Source organism: Pantoea sp. Taur (assembly GCF_009830025.1).
In the GTDB taxonomy this organism is placed as follows: domain Bacteria; phylum Pseudomonadota; class Gammaproteobacteria; order Enterobacterales; family Enterobacteriaceae; genus Pantoea; species Pantoea communis.
The window spans coordinates 136,387-159,499 of the sequence record NZ_SZZZ01000004.1; the positions used below are offsets into that span (position 1 = coordinate 136,387).

24 protein-coding genes are annotated in these 23,113 nt (G+C 54.1%); 14 read left to right on the forward strand and 10 right to left on the reverse strand.

The genetic code is table 11. The features are described 5' to 3' along the window. Positions 1 to 25 precede the first annotated feature (25 nt). Positions 26 to 508 carry a zinc ribbon-containing protein gene (locus FD744_RS07430; protein ID WP_058960798.1) on the reverse strand — a complete coding sequence of 161 codons (483 nt, stop codon included), beginning with the start codon at positions 506 to 508 and terminating at the stop codon, positions 26 to 28. Positions 509 to 851: 343 nt separating this feature from the next. Between FD744_RS07430 and leuS the strand changes: the two genes are divergently transcribed. The 13 genes from leuS (at position 852) to lipA (ending at position 14,386) form a co-directional block, all read left to right on the forward strand. Next, the gene (leuS, locus tag FD744_RS07435) at positions 852 to 3,434 is read left to right on the forward strand and encodes a leucine--tRNA ligase (RefSeq protein WP_160867874.1); all 2,583 of its coding nucleotides are present in this window, start codon (positions 852 to 854) and stop codon (positions 3,432 to 3,434) included. Positions 3,435 to 3,448: 14 nt separating this feature from the next. After that, positions 3,449 to 4,048 carry an LPS assembly lipoprotein LptE gene (gene lptE, locus FD744_RS07440; RefSeq protein WP_058960800.1) on the forward strand — a complete coding sequence of 200 codons (600 nt, stop codon included), beginning with the start codon at positions 3,449 to 3,451 and terminating at the stop codon, positions 4,046 to 4,048. Beyond that, entirely contained in the window at positions 4,045 to 5,076 is a 1,032-nt protein-coding gene (holA, locus tag FD744_RS07445; protein ID WP_160867875.1) for a DNA polymerase III subunit delta, read from the forward strand. Before lptE ends, holA begins: the two co-directional genes overlap by 4 nt. Beyond that, on the forward strand, positions 5,069 to 5,713 hold the full coding sequence (gene nadD / locus FD744_RS07450) for a nicotinate-nucleotide adenylyltransferase (RefSeq protein WP_097117437.1): 645 nt from the start codon (positions 5,069 to 5,071) through the stop codon (positions 5,711 to 5,713). Before holA ends, nadD begins: the two co-directional genes overlap by 8 nt. 91 nt (positions 5,714 to 5,804) lie before the next feature. Next, positions 5,805 to 6,122: a ribosome silencing factor gene (rsfS, locus tag FD744_RS07455; protein WP_038648315.1), complete on the forward strand. Its 318-nt coding sequence runs from the start codon at positions 5,805 to 5,807 to the stop codon at positions 6,120 to 6,122. 3 nt (positions 6,123 to 6,125) lie between these two features. Beyond that, positions 6,126 to 6,596 (forward strand): 23S rRNA (pseudouridine(1915)-N(3))-methyltransferase RlmH, encoded by a 471-nt coding sequence (rlmH, locus tag FD744_RS07460; protein WP_038648318.1) that lies wholly within the window; start codon positions 6,126 to 6,128, stop codon positions 6,594 to 6,596. 34 nt (positions 6,597 to 6,630) lie between these two features. Then, the gene (gene mrdA / locus FD744_RS07465; protein ID WP_160867876.1) at positions 6,631 to 8,535 is read left to right on the forward strand and encodes a peptidoglycan DD-transpeptidase MrdA; all 1,905 of its coding nucleotides are present in this window, start codon (positions 6,631 to 6,633) and stop codon (positions 8,533 to 8,535) included. 8 nt (positions 8,536 to 8,543) lie between these two features. Further along, positions 8,544 to 9,656 carry a peptidoglycan glycosyltransferase MrdB gene (gene mrdB / locus FD744_RS07470; protein WP_160868002.1) on the forward strand — a complete coding sequence of 371 codons (1,113 nt, stop codon included), beginning with the start codon at positions 8,544 to 8,546 and terminating at the stop codon, positions 9,654 to 9,656. A 10-nt stretch (positions 9,657 to 9,666) separates the two neighbouring features. After that, a complete protein-coding gene (gene rlpA / locus FD744_RS07475; RefSeq protein WP_097117438.1) occupies positions 9,667 to 10,767 on the forward strand; it encodes an endolytic peptidoglycan transglycosylase RlpA in 1,101 nt (366 codons plus the stop codon). 122 nt (positions 10,768 to 10,889) lie between these two features. After that, positions 10,890 to 12,101 carry a D-alanyl-D-alanine carboxypeptidase DacA gene (gene dacA / locus FD744_RS07480; RefSeq protein ID WP_034829047.1) on the forward strand — a complete coding sequence of 404 codons (1,212 nt, stop codon included), beginning with the start codon at positions 10,890 to 10,892 and terminating at the stop codon, positions 12,099 to 12,101. Between the two features lie 159 nt (positions 12,102 to 12,260). Further along, the gene (ybeD, locus tag FD744_RS07485; protein ID WP_034829045.1) at positions 12,261 to 12,524 is read left to right on the forward strand and encodes a DUF493 family protein YbeD; all 264 of its coding nucleotides are present in this window, start codon (positions 12,261 to 12,263) and stop codon (positions 12,522 to 12,524) included. A 69-nt stretch (positions 12,525 to 12,593) separates the two neighbouring features. Next, positions 12,594 to 13,244: a lipoyl(octanoyl) transferase LipB gene (gene lipB, locus FD744_RS07490; RefSeq protein WP_160867877.1), complete on the forward strand. Its 651-nt coding sequence runs from the start codon at positions 12,594 to 12,596 to the stop codon at positions 13,242 to 13,244. Positions 13,245 to 13,420: 176 nt separating this feature from the next. Beyond that, a complete protein-coding gene (gene lipA, locus FD744_RS07495; protein ID WP_034829042.1) occupies positions 13,421 to 14,386 on the forward strand; it encodes a lipoyl synthase in 966 nt (321 codons plus the stop codon). 132 nt (positions 14,387 to 14,518) lie between these two features. Here the strand turns inward: lipA and tatE are convergent, their stop codons facing one another. The 6 genes from tatE to FD744_RS07525 all read right to left on the reverse strand — a co-directional run bounded on the left by tatE (position 14,519) and on the right by FD744_RS07525 (position 19,208). Beyond that, positions 14,519 to 14,722, reverse strand: coding sequence for a twin-arginine translocase subunit TatE (tatE, locus tag FD744_RS07500; RefSeq protein ID WP_034829040.1), 204 nt, complete (start codon positions 14,720 to 14,722; stop codon positions 14,519 to 14,521). A gap of 106 nt (positions 14,723 to 14,828) precedes the next feature. After that, entirely contained in the window at positions 14,829 to 15,599 is a 771-nt protein-coding gene (locus FD744_RS07505) for an amino acid ABC transporter ATP-binding protein (RefSeq protein WP_160867878.1), read from the reverse strand. After that, on the reverse strand, positions 15,596 to 16,546 hold the full coding sequence (locus FD744_RS07510) for an amino acid ABC transporter permease (protein ID WP_160867879.1): 951 nt from the start codon (positions 16,544 to 16,546) through the stop codon (positions 15,596 to 15,598). Before FD744_RS07510 ends, FD744_RS07505 begins: the two co-directional genes overlap by 4 nt. Further along, positions 16,543 to 17,430: an ABC transporter substrate-binding protein gene (locus FD744_RS07515; protein WP_160867880.1), complete on the reverse strand. Its 888-nt coding sequence runs from the start codon at positions 17,428 to 17,430 to the stop codon at positions 16,543 to 16,545. The genes FD744_RS07510 and FD744_RS07515 overlap by 4 nt, the downstream gene beginning before the upstream one ends. A 21-nt stretch (positions 17,431 to 17,451) precedes the next feature. Beyond that, on the reverse strand, positions 17,452 to 18,246 hold the full coding sequence (locus tag FD744_RS07520) for a deaminated glutathione amidase (protein ID WP_034829032.1): 795 nt from the start codon (positions 18,244 to 18,246) through the stop codon (positions 17,452 to 17,454). 2 nt (positions 18,247 to 18,248) lie between these two features. After that, positions 18,249 to 19,208: an ABC transporter substrate-binding protein gene (locus FD744_RS07525; protein ID WP_160867881.1), complete on the reverse strand. Its 960-nt coding sequence runs from the start codon at positions 19,206 to 19,208 to the stop codon at positions 18,249 to 18,251. A gap of 135 nt (positions 19,209 to 19,343) precedes the next feature. Here FD744_RS07525 and FD744_RS07530 point away from each other — a divergent pair, with 135 nt between their 5' ends. Then, entirely contained in the window at positions 19,344 to 20,699 is a 1,356-nt protein-coding gene (locus tag FD744_RS07530; RefSeq protein WP_160867882.1) for a PLP-dependent aminotransferase family protein, read from the forward strand. Here the strand turns inward: FD744_RS07530 and FD744_RS07535 are convergent. From FD744_RS07535 to pagP, 3 genes are all read right to left on the reverse strand, one after another. Continuing rightward, positions 20,677 to 21,108 carry a GNAT family N-acetyltransferase gene (locus tag FD744_RS07535; RefSeq protein ID WP_034829026.1) on the reverse strand — a complete coding sequence of 144 codons (432 nt, stop codon included), beginning with the start codon at positions 21,106 to 21,108 and terminating at the stop codon, positions 20,677 to 20,679. The two genes, FD744_RS07530 and FD744_RS07535, sit on opposite strands and share 23 nt — an antisense overlap. A 357-nt stretch (positions 21,109 to 21,465) precedes the next feature. Continuing rightward, positions 21,466 to 21,675 (reverse strand): transcription antiterminator/RNA stability regulator CspE, encoded by a 210-nt coding sequence (cspE, locus tag FD744_RS07540; RefSeq protein WP_034829024.1) that lies wholly within the window; start codon positions 21,673 to 21,675, stop codon positions 21,466 to 21,468. 150 nt (positions 21,676 to 21,825) lie between these two features. Beyond that, the gene (gene pagP, locus FD744_RS07545) at positions 21,826 to 22,347 is read right to left on the reverse strand and encodes a lipid IV(A) palmitoyltransferase PagP (protein WP_082678124.1); all 522 of its coding nucleotides are present in this window, start codon (positions 22,345 to 22,347) and stop codon (positions 21,826 to 21,828) included. Positions 22,348 to 23,113: the final 766 nt, after the last annotated feature.

Consider the following 23,113-nt stretch of genomic DNA (forward strand, 5'->3'; position numbering starts at 1 on the left):
ACGCAGCGGCGCGATTTTCCGCAAATCAAGGCTCAAAAGGCTGACGCTGGAAATGATCGTGCCCACACTCCGGGCAGCGCGTTAAGCTCTCCGGTGTATAGATCGCCCGGGTAAAACCGCACTTCTCACACACCAGGTTACCCAACCCCACCACTTCACCGCTTTGATAAACACCGTGATGTCGTAGATCCTGAAACACCTCGCGCCACTCTAACTGGCTTTTGTCCGTGATATCCGCCAGTTCTTTCCATACGCTCTCGCGAATGACGCGCAAAAATACGGAGTCACCGAGCACATCTGAAGATTCCTGATAGCTGAGCGCGAACTCATGTAAATCACGCCTGACCGCCCGCATCACCTCATTCACTTCAGAAGAGGTCAGCGTCTTTTTCGCTAATAACTCCTGCCGTGCCTCAGCGACCAGGGCATCAACATCACGCTCGCCCTGCTCCAGCCGCTGGGTTAATGCCGCTATCGTTGCACGATACTCCTGCGCCACGTTATTCATTTTGTTCTCCTTTCCGCGGGAATAGCTGATAGTAAGTTTAGCTGTTCTGTCATATTTGCCGTGACGAAAGCGGAGTAAATCGCAAAAGGGTGAAAGCGGCGGCGCATTGAGTAGAAATCCGCTCAGCCGGGGCGTGAAATGTTGTTGAGGAAGAGCCTTATGGGTATGCTATGCGGATCTAAATGTATGCGAACCCGTCATACTTCAAGTCGCAGGTGCGTTGGCTGCACGTGTTCACGCCGTCGCTTACTTCGTTAAGCGCGAGCGTATTCACACCTTTGCCGCCTGCCTGTGACGTGAACTATTCAGGGTTAACGATTTTCATAAAGGACCACAGGCAGCCATGCAAGAGCAATACCGCCCGGAAGAGATAGAATCCCGCGTCCAACAGCACTGGGACGAAAACGAAACCTTTAAAGTGACCGAGCAGGAAGGCAAAGAGAAATACTACTGCCTTTCTATGCTGCCCTATCCTTCTGGCCGCCTACACATGGGCCACGTGCGTAACTACACCATCGGCGATGTGATTGCGCGCTATCAGCGCATGCTGGGTAAAAATGTCCTGCAGCCGATTGGCTGGGATGCGTTTGGACTGCCAGCCGAAGGCGCTGCGGTAAAAAACAACACCGCGCCCGCACCATGGACTTATGACAACATCGAATATATGAAGAACCAGCTCAAACTGCTGGGCTTTGGCTATGACTGGAGCCGCGAATTGGCGACCTGCCAGCCAGAGTACTATCGCTGGGAACAGTGGTTCTTCACCAAGCTGTATGAAAAAGGCATGGTCTATAAAAAGACCTCAGCGGTGAACTGGTGCCCGCATGACCAAACCGTACTGGCTAACGAACAAGTTATCGACGGCTGCTGCTGGCGCTGTGACACCAAAGTTGAGCGCAAAGAGATTCCTCAGTGGTTCGTGAAAATCACCGCTTACGCGGAAGAACTGCTCAACGATCTGGATAAGCTGGAAGACTGGCCTGAAACGGTCAAGACCATGCAGCGTAACTGGATTGGCCGTTCTGAGGGCGTGGAAATCACCTTCGATGTAGCGTACAGCGAAGAGAAATTAACGGTTTACACCACACGTCCGGACACCTTCCTCGGTGCCACCTACGTTGCTGTGGCAGCTGGCCACCCACTTGCACGCCAGGCTGCGGCCAGCAACCCTGCGCTGTCTGACTTCATCGCAGAATGCAGCACCACCAAAGTGGCTGAAGCAGATATGGCGACGATGGAGAAGAAAGGCATGGCCACCGGCCTGTTTGCTATCCATCCGCTGACGGGCGAAGAGATCCCAGTCTGGGTCGCTAACTTTGTCCTGATGGAATACGGCACCGGCGCAGTGATGGCTGTTCCAGGCCATGACCAGCGTGACTGGGAGTTCGCGACTAAGTACAACCTGAACATCAAACCAGTAATCCTGAATCTGGATGGTTCAACGCCTGATCTGAGCGAAGCGGCGATGACCGATAAAGGCGCGCTGTTCAACTCGGGTGAGTTCAACGGTCTGGATCATCAGGCGGGCTTCAACGCCATTGCTGATGCATTGGCGGCGAAAGGCGTCGGTGTGCGTAAAGTCAACTATCGTCTGCGTGACTGGGGTGTGTCCCGTCAGCGTTATTGGGGCGCGCCAATTCCAATGGTGACACTGGAAGACGGCACCGTGATGCCAACGCCAGAAGATCAGCTGCCAGTGATTCTGCCAGAAGATGTGGTGATGGACGGTATCACCAGCCCGATCAAAGCCGATCCTGAGTGGGCGAAAACCACAGTTAACGGCCAGCCAGCGCTGCGCGAAACCGATACCTTTGACACCTTTATGGAATCATCCTGGTATTACGCGCGTTACACCTGTGCCAATTACAACGAAGGCATGCTGGATCCTGCCGCTGCGAACTACTGGCTGCCGGTAGATCAGTATGTCGGTGGTATCGAACACGCCATCATGCACCTGATGTATTTCCGCTTCTACCACAAGCTGCTGCGTGACGCGGGCCTGGTGAACTCTGATGAGCCAGCCAAACGTCTGCTGTGTCAGGGTATGGTTCTGGCCGATGCGTTCTATTACACCGGCGCGAACGGCGAGCGTAACTGGGTTTCTCCGGTTGATGTTAGCGTTGAGCGCGATGAAAAAGGTCGTATTGTTAAGGCTGTCGACAACGCAGGCCGCGAAGTGGTTTATGCCGGCATGAGCAAGATGTCCAAGTCGAAAAACAACGGCATCGATCCACAGCTGATGGTTGAACGTTACGGTGCCGATACCGTGCGTCTGTTCATGATGTTTGCTTCACCAGCAGAAATGACGCTGGAATGGCAGGAATCGGGTGTAGAAGGTGCGAACCGCTTCCTGAAGCGCGTGTGGAAACTGGCCTACGAACACGTAGCGAAAGGTGCCACCGTGGCGCTGGACCTCAATGCACTGAACGACGATCAGAAAGCGCTGCGTCGCGATCTGCACAAAACCATCGCCAAGGTGGCCGATGACGTGGGTCGTCGCCAGACATTCAACACCGCTATCGCTGCCATCATGGAGTTGATGAATAAGCTGACTCGTGCCCCGCAGGAGAGCGATCAAGATCGCGCACTGATGCAGGAAGCGCTGGTGGCGGTCGTTCGTCTGCTCTATCCGTTCACGCCGCACGCCAGCTATGTTCTGTGGCAGGCGCTGGGCGGAGAAGGTAGTGTCGATGAAGCCAGCTGGCCGGTCGCGGATGAATCCGCGATGGTGGAAGATTCACTGCTGGTCGTTGTACAGGTGAATGGCAAAGTGCGCGGCAAGATTACCGTTGCGCCGGATGCTACGCAGGAGCAGGTTCAGGCGCGTGCTGCGCAGGAGCACATTGTGGCGAAATATCTGGAAGGCGTCACACTTCGTAAAGTGATTTATGTCCCTGGCAAACTGCTTAACCTGGTCGTAGGTTAAGTTCAGGAGGAACTGTGCGACAACTGATTATCAGGCTGTTTGTCCTGCTTGCGGTGATGATCACCGCAGGCTGTGGTTTTCACCCGCGTGGCACTACCATGGTGCCTAACGAGATGAAAACGCTGATCGTCCAGAGTGGCGATCCGTATGGCCCAATGGCGCGCACCGTGCGCCAACAACTGCGTATCAATGATGTCACCATTGTTAATGACAGCAAACAGGCCAGTGCCAAATACCCGACTCTGCGCTTAGGTGCAGAAGTGCTGGGGCGTGATACCGCGTCAGTGTTTATCAGCGGCACCACTGCTGAGTATTCACTGGTGATGACAGTGACCGCGCAGGTTCTGATCCCGGGCAAAGGCATCTACCCGATCAGCACCACCGTGTACCGTTCTTTCTTCGACAACCCGAATGCCGCACTGGCGAAGGATGCCGAGCAAGACATGATCGTGCAGGAGATGCGCCAGCGTGCCGCCGAGCAACTGGTGCGTAAACTGTTAACGGTTCATGCCGCGCAGGAAAGCAACAAAGACACGTTGCCACAGCCGGAGATCATCGCACCAGGTGAGAATTCACCAGAAGTGCCCTCTTCGTCAGCAACCAGTCTGCAATGATCAGGATTTATCCTGAACAACTGAGCGCGCAGCTTCGTGAGGGGCTGCGCGCCTGTTATTTTCTGACCGGCAATGAACCGTTGCTGATTCAGGAAAGTGCCGATGCCATTCGCGCGGCCTCATCTTCTCAAGGCTTTGAAGAACACTTCAGTGTCACTCTTGATGCGCAAACCGAGTGGGATGCGATCTTTGCCAGCTGTCAGGCACTCAGCCTGTTCACTCAACGCCAGACCTTAACGCTGCAACTGCCAGAAAACGGTGCCAATGCAGCGATGGCCGAGCAACTGGTTAAACTCGCCAGCCTGCTGCACAGCGATATCCTGCTGGTGCTGCGCATGGCAAAACTGACCAAAGCGCAGGAAAACAGCGCCTGGTTTAAAGCGCTCAGCGCTCATGCCGTGCTGGTTCCCTGCCAGACGCCCGAACAAACGCAGCTGCCGCGCTGGGTCGCGAGCCGCGCCAAAGCCATGAAGTTGAGTGTTGATGACGCGGCGATTCAACTGCTGTGCTACTGCTATGAAGGCAACCTGCTGGCGCTGGCGCAGGCGCTGGAACGCCTGTCACTGCTGTGGCCGGATGGCAAGCTCACTCTGCCCCGGGTAGAGGACGCAGTGAATGACGCTGCGCACTTTACCCCTTTCCACTGGGTGGATGCCCTGCTGGCGGGCAAAAGTAAGCGCGCCCTGCATATCCTGCATCAGCTGGAAAAAGAGGATGCTGAAGGGGTGATTTTACTGCGTTCTCTGCAACGTGATTTACTGACGCTGCTGCATTTGCAGCGCAATCAGGGTAAACAGGGCTTGCGTGCGCTAATGGATCAACAGCGCATCTGGCAAAACCGTCGCGCACTGTTTACCGATGCGCTGCAACGCCTTGATGCACGTCGTCTGCAACGCGCCGTCCATCTGCTCGCCGAACTGGAGCTGACCATGAAGCAGGATTACGGTCAAAACCTTTGGCCGCAGCTTGAAACCTTGTCGCTGCTGCTGTGTCACCGCGATTTTCCCCTAAGCTTTACGGATGTCTAAACTTTACGCGCTGTTTGGCGGCACCTTCGATCCTATCCACTTTGGCCATCTGCGCCCGGTGGAAGCGCTGGCGCAACAGGTAGGGCTGAAAAAGGTCACGCTACTACCCAACAACGTGCCACCGCATCGGCCACAGCCTGAAGCCAGTGCCCGGCAGCGCGTGGAAATGCTGCGCTGCGCGATTGCGACCCGCCCCCTGTTTGATATTGATACGCGCGAGCTGGAACGGGATACGCCGTCATGGACGGTGGCAACCCTTGAAGCACTCCGTGCGGAACGCGGTGCAGAACAGCCCCTCGGGTTTATCATCGGACAAGATTCTCTGCTAACGTTAGCCAAATGGCATCGCTGGCAGGATCTCCTCTCTCTGTGCCATCTGTTGGTGTGCCAGCGACCGGGCTATGCAACGCAGATGGAAACGCCTGAGATGCAGCAGTGGCTGGATGCGCATCGTGCACAGCACGCAGAACAGTTGCATCAAGCACCGGCAGGCCATATCTGGCTGGCTGATACGCCGCTGTTTGACATCTCCGCCACGGAAATACGCCAGCGTCGTCACCTGGGGCAATCCTGCACCGATCTGCTGCCCGATGCGGTTATCGACTACATCGATCGCGCTGGCTTATATCGCGGTTGATCGTTGCGTGCTATACTGCGCCGCTTCATTTTAGGCTATGTTTTCCGGGCATTCAGCCTTCTCGTAATCACCTGTTTTTAAGGGGAACCTTTTGCAAGGTAAAGCACTCCAAGATTTCGTTATTGATAAGATTGACGATATTAAAGGCCAGGACATCATTGCTGTTGATGTTCAGGGCAAATCGAGCATCACCGATTGCATGATCATCTGCACCGGCACGTCGACGCGTCATGTGGTTTCGATCGCCGATCACGTGGTTCAGGAATCCCGTGCCGCGGGTTTAAAACCGCTAGGCGTCGATGGTAAAGCTGCCGCTGATTGGGTCGTCGTTGATCTTGGCGAAGTGATCGTACACGTGATGCAGGAAGAGAGCCGCCAGCTGTATGAGCTGGAAAAGCTCTGGAGCTAAGCCTTGAAACTGCAGCTTGTGGCCGTCGGCACCAAAATGCCTGACTGGGTTCAGACCGGTTTCATGGAGTATCTGCGCCGCTTCCCCAAGGATATGCCGTTTGAACTGACCGAAGTGCCTGCGGGTAAACGCGGCAAGAACGCGGACATCAAGCGCATCCTGGAAAAAGAGGGTGAAGCGATGTTAGCGGCCGTCGGCAAAGGCAACCGCATCGTCACGCTGGATATTCCAGGGCAGCCGTGGGAAACCCCACAGCTGGCGCAACAGCTTGAGCGCTGGAAACAAGATGGCCGCGATGTCAGCTTGTTGATTGGCGGCCCGGAAGGACTGGCGCCGGCCTGTAAAGCCGCTGCCGAGCAGAGCTGGTCGCTGTCCACGTTGACGCTGCCACATCCGCTGGTGCGTGTGCTGGTCGCTGAAAGCCTGTATCGTGCCTGGAGCATCACCACGAATCATCCTTATCACCGTGAATAAACGCCTGACAACCTCCAGACAATAAACGCAGCGGATGAAATTACAGAGCAACGCCTTTCGCGATTACACTGCCGAACAGAAACTCTTTGTCCGCCGGGCTTTGGTGGCTTTTGTTGGCATTTTCCTGCTCTCCAGCGTGCTGGTGGTCAACCTCTATCATCTGCAAATTCTGCGTTTTGACGATTACAGCACCCGTTCCAATGAGAACCGCATCAAGCTGGTGCCCGTTGCGCCCAGCCGCGGCATCATCTTTGATCGCAATGGCGTCCCGCTGGCGCTGAACCGCACCATTTACCAGGCTGAACTGGTACCCGAAAAAGTCGATGACCTGAAGCAGACGCTGCAGGATCTGCGCCCGGTGCTGGATCTGACGGACGACGATCTCGACGCCTTTGAAAAAGAGCGTAAGCGCTCACGCCGTTTCACCTCCATTCCGGTAAAAACCGCACTCAACGAAGTGCAGGTGGCGCGCTTTGCCGTCAATCAGTACCGCTTCCCCGGTGTGGAAGTGAAAGGTTATCAGCGCCGCTATTATCCCTACGGTCAGACGCTGACGCATGTAGTGGGCTACGTCTCTAAAATTAACGACCGCGACGTTAAACGCCTCGATGATGAAGGTAAATGGCCTAACTATGCGGCAACGCATGATATCGGCAAGTTGGGCATCGAGAACTATTACGAAGATGTGCTGCATGGCAAAACCGGCTACGAAGAGGTTGAAGTGAACAACCGCGGCCGGGTGATCCGCCAGTTGCACGAGCAATCCCCTCAGGCCGGTCGCGATATCTATCTGACCGTCGACCTGAAACTGCAGCAATACATCGAAACCCTGTTGGCCGGCAGTCGTGCCGCCGTTGTGGTCAGCGATCCACGCACCGGTGAAATTCTGGCGCTGGTGTCCACACCGAGCTACGACCCTAATCTGTTTGTCGATGGCATCTCCAGCAAGGATTACAAAGCCCTGCTGAGCGATGAGAACCGTCCGCTGTATAACCGCGCGTTACAGGCATCCTACCCGCCAGCTTCAACGGTGAAACCTTATGTTGCCGTCTCTGCGCTGAGTGCAGGGGTGATTAACCGCAATACCAGCCTGTTTGACCCCGGCTGGTGGCAGTTACCCGGTTCGGAAAAACGCTATCGCGACTGGAAAAAATGGGGACACGGCCGTCTGAATGTCACCAAATCGCTGGAAGAATCTGCCGATACCTTCTTCTATCAGGTCGCCTACGACATGGGCATTGATCGCCTGTCAGAGTGGATGACCAAATTTGGCTATGGCCATCGCACCGGTATTGATTTGCCGCAGGAAAGTCCCGGCAACATGCCAACGCGTGAGTGGAAGCTGAAGCGCTTTAAGAAGCCGTGGTATCAAGGTGACACCATTCCGGTGGGCATTGGCCAGGGTTACTGGACTGCAACGCCGGTGCAGATGAACAAAGCCATGATGATTCTGATTAATGACGGCATTATCAAAGTGCCGCATTTGCTGCGCGCCACCCGTGAAGGTCAGGCCATGGTGCCGTATCGCCAGCCGCCGGATGCGCCGATTGGCGACATCCACTCGGGATATTGGGAAATCGCCAAAGATGGCATGTACGGCGTGGCCAACCGCGCGAACGGGACGGCGCACAAAAGTTTTGCTGATGCACCTTACAAAATCGCTGCGAAATCCGGTACTGCGCAGGTATTCGGTCTAAAAGAAAACGAAACCTATAACGCGCACAAAATTGCTGAACGCTTGCGTGACCATAAGTTAATGACGGCATTCGCGCCTTACGATAAACCGCGCGTTGCCGTGACCATGATTCTGGAGAACGGCGGTGCTGGCCCGGCAGTGGGTACGGTGATGCGTCAGATTCTCGACCACATAATGTTAGGTGACAACAATACTGTGCTGCCTGAAGCCGCACCGACGCCGCCTGGCTACGAAGGTGAATAAAGATGTCCATGAACGATAGTCCGCAGAAAAGATCGATCTGGACGCGTATCCATATCGATCCCCTGTTTATGCTGATCATCCTTGCGCTACTGGCTTACAGCGCCATCGTCATCTGGAGCGCCAGCGGTCAGGATCCCGGCATGATGGAGCGTAAGCTCGGTCAGATTGCCATGGGTATCATTATCATGCTGGTGATGGCGCAGGTGCCGCCGCGCGTGTATGAAAGCTGGGCGCCCTATCTCTACATTGTCTGCGTGATATTACTGGTGGCGGTGGATGCCTTTGGCCATATCAGTAAAGGGGCGCAGCGCTGGCTAGATCTCGGCTTTGTGCGTTTCCAGCCCTCCGAGATAGCCAAAATAGCGGTGCCGCTGATGGTGGCACGCTTTATTAACCGCGATGTCTGCCCACCGACGCTGAAAAATACCGGCATTGCGCTGGTGTTGATCTTCATGCCGACGCTGTTAGTGGCGGCACAGCCTGACCTCGGCACCTCGATTCTGATCGCCGCGTCCGGCCTGTTTGTGCTGTTCCTGTCGGGGATGAGCTGGAAGCTGATTGCCGTGGCGGTGCTGCTGGTGGCGGCCTTTATTCCGGTACTGTGGTTCTTCCTGATGCATGACTATCAGCGCGACCGTGTGATGATGCTGCTCGATCCAGAGAGTGACCCGCTCGGTGCCGGTTATCACATTATTCAGTCCAAGATTGCGATTGGATCCGGTGGTTTACGTGGCAAAGGCTGGCTGCATGGCACCCAGTCACAGCTGGAGTTTTTGCCTGAACGTCACACCGACTTTATCTTTGCGGTACTGGCAGAAGAACTCGGCCTGGTCGGCGTATTAGTGTTACTGGTACTGTATCTGCTGCTGATTTTGCGCGGCCTGATTATTGCGGCGCGCGCGCAAACCACCTTTGGTCGCGTGATGGCCGGTGGTTTGATGTTGATTTTATTCGTCTATGTTTTCGTTAACATTGGTATGGTAAGTGGTATCTTACCCGTGGTCGGTGTTCCGCTGCCGCTGGTGAGCTACGGCGGGTCGGCGTTGATTGTATTAATGGCCGGATTTGGCATCGTGATGTCGATCCATACTCATCGAAAAATGTTATCTAAAAGCGTTTAAGAGGCTGCACATGCGTAAGGATTGGCTTGGGGTTGCACTGGCATCATTGGTACTGGCTGCCTGTTCCGCACCGGAACAGCAGAATAATACTGCGCCACCGCAGCCGGCCTATAATGGCCCGGTGGTGGAAATCCCAGGCGTTGAACCGCGCTATGAACCGATCAATCCTTCTACCAGCCAGGATTACAGCGTTAATGGTAAAAATTATCGCGTAATCAAGGATCCTTCGAACTTCAGCGAAGTCGGACTGGCCACCTGGTACGGTGCAGAAGCGCAAGGTAATCGCACAGCGATCGGCGAAGCTTACGACCCGGATGCCTTAACTGCGGCACACCCTACTCTGCCACTGCCAAGCTATGTGCGCGTCACTAACCTCGCCAATGGTCGCCAGATCGTGGTGCGTGTTAATGACCGTGGCCCGTATACCCCCGGCCGCATCATTGACTTGTCTCGCGCGGCAGGCGACCGTTTGAATATCTCGAATAATTCCCGTGTTCGCGTGGATTACATCAAAGTCGCACCGGATGGTTCTGTTTCCGGCCCCGGCACCATTGGCACTACTGTAGCGAAGCAGAGCTACGCCCTGCCCGCGCGCCCGGATCTTAACGGTGGCATGGTGATGATGGGTGGCAGCGCCAATACCACGCCTGCACCTGCGCCACAGGATGTTCGCGCAGTCGATAACAGCACCCTGCAGAGTAACGGTGGACTCGGTGCCCCGGTGCAGAGCAGCGGTTTCCTCGGCGCGCCTCAGCCTTTAGCAAACGGTGTACTGGAAGGCAGTGAACCGGCCGCCACGCCTGTGCAGGCAACATCCGCTGCGCCTGTCGCGGCATCGGTTTCTGCTCCAGCCAGCGCTGCACCTCAGAGTACGCATACCGCCGGTGGTTATGTCGTTCAGGTCGGTGCGGTCAATGATGCGGCGCGCGCCCGTCAACTGGCGACCAGCCTGGGTAAACGTTTTGGCGTCCCCGGCAATGTGGAAGCCAATGGCAACGTTTATCGTATTCAACTCGGCGGTTACAGCAGCCGGGCGGAAGCCGCTGCGTTACAACAGCGCCTGACCACTGAAGCACAAATGAGCTCATTTATTACAACTGCCCGTCCGTAATGTTACGGGCAGTTACCTTTACTGCTGAAACTGATTTGCAAAGCAAGATGTCGCTCGATCGGGCGTTTGCTATAGTAAGGCACTTTTTTCACTCTTAGCCCACGGATGTTGTAGTCCTTAACATGAATACGCTGAAACCCTCTCGTTTTCTGAAACGCCTGACAGTGGGATCACTGGTCGCCCTTTCTCTCAGCCATGCCGCCTTTGCGGACGATGTTAACCTTAAGACGATGATCCCGGGCGTCCCGGAAATCGATGCTGAAGCTTATGTGCTGATCGATGCCAACTCAGGTAAAGTCCTGGCCGAAAAGAACGCCGATGCGCGCCGCGATCCCGCCAGTCTGACCAAAATGATGACCAGCTATGTGATTGGTCAGGCGGTCAAAGCAGGCAAAATCCATAACGATGATATCGTCACCGTCGGTAAAGACGCATGGGCCACCGGTAATCCGGTGTTCAAAGGCTCGTCACTGATGTTCCTGAAGCCAGGCGATCGCGTACCGGTTTCTCAACTGACGCGCGGTATCGTGTTGCAGTCAGGGAATGATGCCTGTGTGGCGATGGCCGATTACGTTGCCGGCAGCCAGGATGCGTTTGTTAGCCTGATGAATAATTACGTTGGCGCGTTGGGTCTGAAAAACACCCACTTCCAGACCGTGCACGGCCTGGATGCTGAAGGCCAGTACAGCTCGGCGCGTGATATGGCGCTGATCGGCCAGGCATTGATTCGTGATGTGCCGGACGAATACTCGGTCTACCGTGAAAAAGAGTTCACCTTCAACAATATCAAACAGATGAACCGCAATGGTTTACTGTGGGATACCAGCCTGAACGTTGACGGCATCAAAACCGGTCACACTGATGCGGCAGGTTACAACCTGGTGGCTTCTGCCACTGAAGGCCAGATGCGTCTGATCTCTGCCGTCATGGGCGGTCACACCTATAAAGGTCGTGAAACCGAAAGTAAAAAGCTGCTGACCTGGGGCTTCCGTTTCTTTGAGACCGTCGCACCTCTGAAAGCAGGCAAAGAGTTCGCCTCTGAGCCGGTTTGGTTTGGTAACAGCGATCGTGTCCAGTTAGGCGTTGAAAAAGATGCCTACCTGACCATTCCACGCGGCCGTATGAAAGACCTGAAAGCCAGCTATGTACTGACCAATACCGAACTGCATGCACCGCTGCAGAAAAACCAGGTGGTGGGCAGCATCAACTTCCAGCTGGATGGCAAAACCATTGAACAGCGTCCGCTGGTGGTCCTGAACGAAGTGCAGGAAGGCGGCTTCTTCAGCCGTATCATTGATTACATCAAACTGATGTTCCATCACTGGTTTGGCTAAGACGCTTGAAAAATCGTCTGTCTGATACCATATAATTAGAAACCCCCGTTTCAAACGTATAGGGGAGGCTGGAAAGCCTCCCTTATCGATTTTTATGCATCACCTGTTGTAGGGGCGGCCTTAGGGCTTCTCTTCTCAATTTTAAGCACCGGAGCCAACATGAAAACCAAACTGAATGAACTGCTCGAATTCCCTACCCCCTTCACCTATAAAGTAATGGGTCTGGCGCAACCGGAGCTGGTTGATCAAGTGGTTGAAGTGGTGCAGCGCCACGCCCCCGGCGACTATACCCCGGCAGTGAAACCGAGCAGCAAAGGTAACTACCATTCGGTTTCTATCACCATCACCGCAACGCATATCGAACAGGTAGAAACCCTGTACGAAGAACTGGGTAACATTGATATCGTGCGCATGGTCCTGTAATACCCGCGCTGGCAAAGGCGGCTTTGCCAGCGTTATACTCAGCCCTTCACTCTCTACCGGATCTCCGCTTTGTCAGCTAACACGCTTCTTGTTCGTCAACTGGGCCAGCGCGACTGGCAACCTGTCTCCGATGCGATGCATCAGTTTACCGATCAACGTGACAGCAGCACTGCCGATGAAATCTGGCTGGTGGAACATCATCCGGTGTTTACCCAGGGCCAGGCAGGCAAAGCCGAACATCTGTTGATGCCGGGCGATATTCCGGTGGTACAAAGCGATCGTGGCGGCCAGGTGACGTATCACGGGCCTGGGCAACAGGTGATGTACGTGTTGATTGATATTAAACGTCACAAAATCGGTGTCAGAGAGCTGGTCACTGCGCTGGAGGAAACCGTGATCGCCACCCTGGCGGATTATGGTATCGCTGCGCGCGCACGTGCCGACGCACCCGGCGTTTATATCGGCGATGACAAAGTGTGCTCATTAGGCCTTCGCATTCGCAAAGGGTGCTCCTTCCACGGCCTGGCATTAAATGTGGCGATGGATCTGGCACCTTTCCTGCGCATCAATCCCTGCGGTTATGCCGGCATGCGCATGACGCAGTTAAGTGAAAAGCAGCCGGGCGTCACAACCGCCGACGTACAACCCCGTTTGGTACAACATTTCGCCCGCTTAACGGGTTTCACCCAGCTTGAATGGCAAAATGAGGCCAGGGTCTGACCTTGACTGTCTGTGCTCATTTACAAAATTGTAACTTTAGCGCTCGCATATCGGCTGCTTATGCGCAGACGAAATGATATAATTTTTGCCATATTTTCAAATAAAGTTGAAAGCCTGGTTCTCAGTTTGAGTGAGGAAGCTTTCAAATCGCAATCCCGACCGGAACCTGCAGATTTATGAGTAAACCAATTCAGATGGAACGTGGCGTCAAGTATCGCGATGCCGACAAAATGGCGCTGATTCCGGTGAAAACCGTGATGGTCGAGCGTGAAGAGATTCTGCGTAAGCCGGAGTGGATGAAGATCAAACTGCCTGCGGATTCCAGCCGCATTCAGGGTATCAAAGCCGCCATGCGCAAAAATGGTCTGCACTCGGTGTGTGAAGAGGCCTCCTGCCCTAACCTCGCTGAATGTTTTAACCACGGCACCGCCACCTTTATGATCCTCGGTGCGATTTGTACGCGTCGTTGCCCATTCTGCGACGTCGCCCACGGCCGTCCAAATATGCCTGACGCCAACGAACCGCTGAAACTGGCACAAACTATTGCCGATATGGCGCTGCGTTATGTGGTGATCACCTCGGTTGACCGCGACGATCTTCGCGACGGCGGGGCTCAGCACTTTGCTGATTGCATCACTGCCATTCGCGAAAAAAGCCCTAACATCAAAATTGAAACGCTGGTGCCTGACTTTCGTGGTCGTATGGATCGTGCGCTGGAAATCCTCACCGCCACGCCGCCAGATGTGTTCAACCACAACATGGAAAACGTGCCACGCGTTTACCGTCAGGTACGCCCTGGCGCCAACTACGACTGGTCGCTGAAGCTGCTGGAGCGTTTCAAAGAAGCGCATCCTGATGTGCCAACCAAGTCTGGCCTGATGGTCGGATTGGGTGAAACCAATGCGGAAATCGTAGAAGTGATGCGTGACCTGCGTCGTCATGGTGTCACCATGCTCACACTCGGCCAGTATTTACAGCCAAGCCGCCACCACCTGCCGGTACAGCGCTATGTGAGCCCGGCAGAGTTTGATGAGATGAAAGAGGAAGCCATGGCGATGGGCTTCACCCACGCGGCCTGTGGCCCATTCGTCCGTTCTTCTTATCATGCGGATATGCAGGCCAAAGGGCTGGAAGTGAAGTAATCGGTTCTGCGGGTGTGACGCCCGCAGCCAGGCTTTTTTCACCCGTGCCAAAAAACAAAAACCAGACTGGAAGCAGTCTGGTTTTTTTATCAACGTCATAAACATTTACACTTATTGACGTTTGAAGTCGGATTACTCTTTGTGGCTCACGCGTTCAGCCGGCGCTTCTTCAGCGGTGCTTTTGGTTGCGGTGGATTCATCGTCTTTCATGGCTTTCTTGAAGCCTTTAATGGCGGAACCCAGATCACCACCCAGTGAACGTAACTTGTTGGTACCAAACAGCAGTACAATAAGTGCACCGATGATCAGCAGTTTGGCAATGCTGAAACCTTCCATACTTTACCTTTCAACCTTAGCGAAAACAGACTTAACTATTAACGCGCAGTTTATCAGCTGTCACAACTGGAATCTGTAACAGATTACGATCAACACCCGCGCAACATTAAATAAAGCGGCTCAAAAAGGCCTGCGTACGCGGGTGCTGTGGATTACCGATCACCTGCTCCGGTGTTCCCTGCTCCACCACCACGCCGCCATCCATAAATACCACCCGATCCGCCGCCTCACGTGCAAAGCCAATCTCATGTGTCACCACGATCATGGTCAGACCACGATCGGCCAGCGTGCGCATCGTCGCCAGCACCTCTCCCACGAGTTCGGGGTCCAGCGCGGAAGTCGGCTCATCAAACAGCATCAACGCCGGTTTGATGGCTAACGCACGAGCAATCGCCACACGCTGCTGCTGGCCGCCGGAAAGATGGCGTGGCCACGCATCGGCTTTGTCACTCAATCCCACCGTTGTCAGCAGTTCGCGCGCATGCTGCAACGCTTCCTGGCGGGGAAACTTATGCACACCAATGGGCGCTTCAATAATGTTCTGCAGCACGGTCATGTGTGGATAGAGGTTGAATTGCTGAAACACCATGCCGATCTTCTGACGCTGGTGAGCAATCCGCCGTGCCGACAGGCGATGCAGAATTCCGCGCTTCAATTCGTAGCCGATCTGCTCGTCACCCACCATGATGGAACCGGCATTCATATCTTCCAGATGGTTGATGCAGCGCAGGAAGGTCGATTTACCCGAGCCCGATGGCCCGAGAATCACCACCACTTCGCCTGGATACACATCCAGATCGATCCCTTTCAATACCTCGTTATCGCCATAACTCTTCTGGACATTGCGCGCAGAGACCAGCGGCTGAATCTCACTCATACATCCTCCTTCAGCTGATGTGTTGCTGCGACAGCCGTGTCTGTCCGGCGTTTATTCACCACGGTACGTTTGGTGCCGCGTGCGTAGTAGCGTTCAATCGCTGACTGCCCAATATTCAGGATCGAAGTGATCAGCAGATACCAAATCACGGCCACCATCAGCATCGGGATAATTTCAAAGGTGCGGTTATAAACGGCCTGCACCGAGTAAAGCAGATCGCCCATGGCTATTACGCTGACCAGCGAGGTCGCTTTAATCATACTGATCAGCTGATTGCCGGTCGGAGGAATAATGGATCGCATCGCCTGCGGAATGATAATGCGGCGTAATGCACGGCTGCGGCTCATGCCAAACGCCTGAGTGGTTTCCACCTGTCCCTGCTCCACCGACAACAGCCCGGCGCGAATGATCTCCGCCATATACGCCGCTTCATTCAGTGCCAGTCCGGCAAACGCAGCGGTCAGCGGCGTAATCAGATCGTTGGTATTCCAGCTGGCGAAGGTAATATCCGTCCAGGGTACGGTAATCGAAATGTTCGGAAACAGCGTCGACAGGTTGTACCAAAAGATCAGTTGCACCAGCAGCGGCGTACCCCGGAAAAACCAGATGTAAAGCGACGAGATACCGCTCAGCAGTTTATTCTCCGAAAGGCGCCACACCGCCAGCAGCAGGCCCAGCAGCGTACCGAGGATCATCGAGACCACCGTCAGCCCGAGCGTCACCTGCAGCCCTTTCATCACCGAACCTTCGGTGAACCACTGCAACACTACTTTCCATTCAAAATTGGGATTGGTCGCCACCAGCCAGAGGAAGTTGGCCGCGACCACCAGTACCACAATCCATGAGATCCAGCGTCCATAGGTGGGCGCACTGCGGGCGAAAGCGACATCGCGCTGCTGCACGTTGGCCTTATCCCTGGCTCGCGTATTGTGGGTGACCGGATTCATTTTGCTGTCCCCTGCGCCAGATTACGACCCGGCTGCTGCAAGATATTGCCGTCGAGTTTCCACTTCTTCATGATCGCCGCGTAGGTGCCGTTGGCGAACAGCTCTTTATAGGCATCGAGTACTACGTTGCCCAGTTTGGAACCTTTTGGCACCACCGTGCCCTGGAAAATGTCGCCAAAGCCGTTTTTCTGTCCTTTACCGGAAAGCTCCAGCTGGCCATTGGCTTGATCGATAAAGTAAGTCAGCGGTGCCTGTGAAGAGAAGAATGCATCAGAACGCTTAGAGCGTACTGCCAGAATCGATGAAGGCTGATCGGTAAAGGATTGCACCACCACCGCGGGCTTGCCCGCGGCGACGCAGGCATCCGACTGCTTACGAATCACCTGCTCAGCTGAACCGGCTGCCATCACAGCAATACGCTTGCCGCAGGTGTCTTCCAGACCGTTAATTTTCGCTGGATTGCCCTTTTGAACGCCGAACACCACGAACTCCTGCACAAAATCGATGAAGTCGACTTTCTGCTGACGATCGGGATAGTCGCCAATCGGCCCAATCGCCATCTGATAACGGCCCGAGTTAATGCCAGCTAAAACACCCGACAAACCGCTGACCGTGGCATGTTCAATTTTCACACCCAGCAATTGAGCCAAAGCATTCGTCAGGTCGGCTGAGGCGCCGTCCATCGAATGTGGACCGTTCACGATCTCATAAGGAGGAAACGATCCGTTGTTTACCGAAATCATTTTTCCAGCGCTTTTAATCTCTGCTGGCAAGCGGTCATGCAGCGCCTGATCAACTTTCTGCGTTGGGATAGTTTCCGCTGCCTGCACTGCGCTGACTGTCAGCCCCAGCGCCAACATTATTGCTGTTGTGAGTTTATTCATGAGCCAGTTCCCCAAAATCTATCAAAGTGGTTTCAGTTCAGGACGTGCAAAACGGCGGTTTTCCAGCACCGGGAGTACGCTACGTGCGTAGGCAATACGTTGTGGATCGAGGTCGGCGAACACCAGTGCCGCCGACTCTGGCGCTTTGGCTATCGCCACGCCGAGAGGATCGATGACCAGACTGTTGCCGATGTTACGCGGGCCACATTCGCCCACGGCCACCATGTAACAGGTGTTTTCCAGTGCGCGTGCCGTACACAGCAATTCCCAATGCATCTCTTTCAGCGGGCCTTTGACCCACGCGGCAGGCAATACCAGCACATCAGCACCGTCCAGCACCAGACGGCGCGCCAGCTCAGGGAAACGCACGTCGTAGCAGGTCATCAGGCCCACTTTCATCCCCGCCACTTCCACCAGCGGTGGGATTTCGTTGCCTGGATTCACGCGCTGTGACTCCTGCATCGCAAACGCATCATAAAGATGCAGCTTTTCGTAGGCGGCGATGAGTTCACCGTTGCGAATGGCAATCAGCACGTTGAGCGCCTTGTTGCCCTCTGTCGGCACGTGCACGCTCATCATGGTGGTTAAATCGTTGCCCTTACTGACCGCCAGCAACTGTGTGATGAAAGGGCCATCCAACGGCTGTGCGGCTTTCAGTACCAAATCAGGGTCGGCAATATCACGCGCCAGCACGCCTTCAGGCAGGACCAGTAAATCCGCGCCTCCGGCCAGTGCATTGTTCATTAAACCGATGCAGATATCGGTGTTTTCCTGCCATTCCCGGCTGACAGCAAACTGCCCCATTGCAACTTTCATCTTCACTCCCCTTGCACTGCTGCCGGGAAAATCGCTTCCGGCGTCAGTAATGTTTTGGTTAAGCCTTGCTGGAACAGCTCGTTAGCAAAATCGGCGATCATCTTTTTGTTAGCGGAGAATCCGTTTTGATTCCAGTCCGCCGGTAATTCCTGCGCGGTACGTCGCAAATCATCCAGCAGCCACGGTGTGGTGTCGGCGTATTTCTCGCGTTTCTGCATCCACATCTGGTACGAACGATCGATGATTTCGCTTAACGCCTGCGGCAGCCAGGGATGCATTTCCGCCAGTGCCGGTTTCATCGCCAGCAGATGGATACCCGGCACGTAGCCGACGCGATTAAAGTAGTCGCGCTCGGCGGTCACAAAGTCGTTTTGCAATTGACGCAGGCCAGAATTTTTCAGGAAGAAACCTTCTGGCATAAACGGCGTGAACACCGCATCCAGCTCACTGGCCTTCAGCAGTTCGATCAGCGGGCGCTCACCCGGTGCCGGCTCAATGCGACCTGGACGGCCGAATCCCGCGAGGCGATCCACAATCGGATGCTCTTCGATCAGACGGCCGGCAAACCAGTACGCATCATCGATCTCTACGCCAGCTTCACGCAGCACGGTGCGCGTCCAGGTGTTGCCAGAATCCTGCCAGCCGGTCACCCCGATTTTCTTGCCTTTCAGCTGAGCGGGCGTGGTAATTGGGCTGTCAGCGGTGGTGATGATGCAGCGCTGGCGGAAGCCGCGCATCAAGAAGTGCGGCAGGCCAAGCAGTGCGTTATCGCCTCTGGCGCATGCCTGAGCATAGCGGCTGAATGACACTTCACCCGCGTCGTATTTGTCGCTGGTCGCGAGGTTATCAACCAGCGTGCCCACGCGGTCAATCTCTAACGTGAAGCCTTCCGGTTTGATGTCGCCGAGTGCCAGCGGGGTGAAATAATCCCAGTCACGCACCGCCAGTCTGATGGTTACCATAATTGTGCTTTCCCCGTTTTCGGCCAGAGATCTGGCGCTGTTTATTTATTCAGCAAATAGTGCTTGAATTTGAGTCTAAAACGCGAATACTAATCTGAACAATCAATTCTTTGTTACTGAACAAATGATTTTCTTATGACGCAAACGGTAGATGTCGAGTGGCTTAGCCATCAAATAGACGATGCTTCGGTAAAGGGAATAACGCTTACCGCCTCATCCTTAATTCGGGACGGCCAAATTGCTGTTGGCATGCAAATGCCCGCGGTGCGCGAACTGGCAGAGCGGCTGGGCGTCAGTCCGGCAACCGTTTCTGCTGCCTGGGCGCAACTGAAGAAGCAGAAAGTGCTGGCGGGTAAAGGACGCAGTGGCGTGTGGGTGTGTGGCAACAGCGTACTGCCACGCCCCATCCGCTTTGAGAAGATTGGTAACTACGGCGAGAACATCCGGGCGGCGCTGGCGATGGCGTCACCCGATCCGGCGTTGCTACCCGATCTTAAACGGGCGATCCTCGCGGGGATTGCCTCGCCTGAGTTAAACAGCTATCAGCGCGAAGCGATCTCCCCGCAATTGCAAGCGGCCATCAGTCCACGCTGGCCCTATCCGGCGGAAGCCTGGTTAGCCACTGATGGCGGTTTTGATGCCATGAACCTGATTGTGCAGACGCTGCTATCGCCGGGCGATCGGGTGGTGATTGAAAATCCCACGGCCACCCGTTTGCTGGATATGCTGGAAAATATCGGCGCAGAAATTTTGCCGCTGCCCTGTGATGATCAGGGGCCGATACCCACGACGCTGGCCACACATCTGCAAAAATCACCGGCGATGTTTATCTATCAGCCGCGCACGCATTCGGCCACCGGCTACAGCGTGACACAGCGACGCAGTGCCGAGTTAGCAAGGGTGCTGGCGAACAGTACCACGATGATTGTCGAGGATGATGGCATTGGCGATCTGTCGCGCTGGCCGGCCTGGAGCCTCGGTTTTCACTTCCCGGAGCGGGTCATTCACGTTCATTCTTTTTCCAAAGCCTATGGTCCCGATCTGCGCCTGGCGGCGTTATCCGCGACGGCAGACATGGTGAAACGACTGCAGTCGTGGCGTAATTTCGGTGTCAGCTGGACCAGCCGTATCTTGCAGGATGCGGTGGCATGGATGCTCACCGATGAGGCCACACAGCAGAGCATTCAACAGGCGAAGACCGTATACGCGCAGCGTCGCCAGCAGTTACTGGCGGCACTGGCAAAACGCGGAGTGGTACTGGGAGAGCGAGATGGGTTGAGCGTACAGATCCCGGTGGAATCAGAGCAGTACGCCATGATCACCCTGGCAGCACGCGGCATCGCTGTACTGCCGGGAGAACGCTGTTGCCTCAACGGCGAGCCCTTTATTCGCGTCAGTGCTTCGCTGCTCCCGTTCGATCAGCTTGAAAGCATTGCTGACGCGCTGGTCATCGCCACCGGGCGTGAACTTAAAGCGAGCCCAGATCTTTGATGTGATAACGCGGAGATTCCACATAGCCTTCACGCGAGTAGAACTGGTTGGCTTTAAGGCGGGAAGCGTGACAATGCACTTCCATGCGATCGCAGCCCCGTTCACGCGCTAGCTGTTCGGCATGGCTGAGCAGCTGTTGGCCACTGCCTTTACTGCGCTCGCCTTCCGCAATGCAAAAATAGCTGATGCGGGCGAAATCACCGGGCAGCGCCAGTTGGGGGATAAAGTGCAAAGAGAGAAATCCCAGAACCTGATTACCGTGTTCTGCCACCAATAAAATTTCGTCGGGATGGCTGCATAACTGCGCCAGACGTGTATCAATAAACTTTTCTGTGCCGCTGTAACCCAGTTCGGTTAACAGCGCACTCAGGGCAAAACTGTCTTTTGCCAGTGCCTGACGTATATTCATCCTGCCTCCTCATGAGTCCTTGCATGCAGTTATATAGCGTTGTTGCGTAAAAAGCTGCAAGTAAGGATTGTTATGAGAATGTTACTGCCAGGTTCTGTGAAATACGCCGCAGAATGTGCCCTGTCATCAGACTGTCATCACGGCTTAAGGTTGGCTTAACCTGGCTTTGCGATGCTGAGTGAAATACACCTCTGGGGCGCGCACATGAAAAACCTGATTCCACGTAGCTACAATGAAGTGATGGCGCTTTTCGTCGCCATGGCGGCCGTGTTGGGCTATTCCCTGACCTGGTGGCACATGTAAAAAGGACAAAAAAAACCCGCCATTAGGCGGGTTTTCAAAATTCTAACTGTTAACTTACAGAGCGATAACGTTAGCAGCAGATGGGCCTTTAGCGCCGTCAGTGATTTCGAACTCTACACGCTGACCTTCAGCCAGAGTTTTGAAACCATTGCTCATGATTGCAGAGAAGTGTACGAATACATCTTTGCTGCCATCTTCTGGAGTAATGAAACCGAAGCCTTTCGACTCATTAAACCACTTAACGTTACCTTTGATCTTGGACATCTATATTACCTTTACATGAAAAATGGACACTAAACTGTGTCGGCATCTAGTACAGCAATTGCGGTGACATTTGTCCAGTGAGAATTGATGAAAAAGTGATAAATATTGATTTTTTGCATCCCCTTCACACTTTTTGACGCTTTTCACACGCTAAAACTGGAATCTCAGCCAGGCAAAATAGACGTTGCCGTTATTATAAGTCCCTGGAATATAAGTCATTTGGAAAGTGGCTGGCCCATATCCTATTGATGCTAATGGCAAAACCAGTGGAACCGGGATATAGCGCCAGTTATCTCTCGCGGTGACGCCCGCGGTGTAGCCTGCACCGATGTGGAAATTCTGGTCGTTCAATGGCCGCCAGGTCGCTTCCCAGCCATAGCCAGCGATAGGCTCCCATTTGTTGAACGAGTCTTTGAACACCATGGCATAGAGCCCATGCCAGTTGCCTTTCTCATCCCAACGAGAGACACCGCCCCCTGCACCCCACGGCCGCTCGTTGTACTTTTCGATATGCTCGTCATCATAGGTCCAGCGGTTATGCCAGGTGATAGCGGGTAGGTAAAAGTCATGATGCTGTGGCTGCGACCAGGTTTGCTCAACATTGGTGCTAAATGTGTTCCATCCCGCCTCAACGGCTTGCGATGTTGTGACTGCTGATGCCAAAAACGTCATGGGTAACGTCAAAATTCCGCCCAAAAGTGCGGATAAAATGTGCCGATTCACAAAAAAATCCTATTAAGTCATCTCTTAAATTCAACCCACCGCGCTAAGAATGTCATTCGGCGAGTAGGCGATTATTAGCGCTACGACTTAAAAGGGTATTTAAAAAAGCGGCTGAAAACTCCAGGTATTGTCTGGGTTACCGGATTATTTACCGATGATTTAAATTAGGTTGGGGTTTATGTATTGAAAGGGATAGGTCGAGAAGGCAAGGAAAATGCACATTTAATGCACTTAGTGCGTCATTATCACGCACAGAGACAACTTAATATTCAGCAAGTTAACGCCGGTTATTTACATTGGAAATAAATTAATTAATTTTATGAATTGAACTCTGCGGACGAATAAGATAAATCTCATCTTTCCAGGATGGAGAGGGAGGAACATTGAAATGACGATTCGCTGTCGACGTTGCGGCTGCGCTAAATTTTATTTCACATTGCCGAAAGTGGAAGAGGATAGAAATAACCCACACCATGGTGCGTGTTGCGCGGGTTGTGATAAACCGATTGACTGGCGGGACTTGATTCCGGCAATGCTGACATTGAGTGAATTTGCCGCGTCCCGGGCAGAATAAAGAATTCAGGCACCTCAGGTGCCTGTTCATGCTAAAAAATCAGTTTGAATACACCCGTAATCGTCAGTAATCCCACGATAAAAATGATGGCAATAATCCACAGAATTATTTTCATTGTTCGCTCCTTCAGTGATGAAAAAT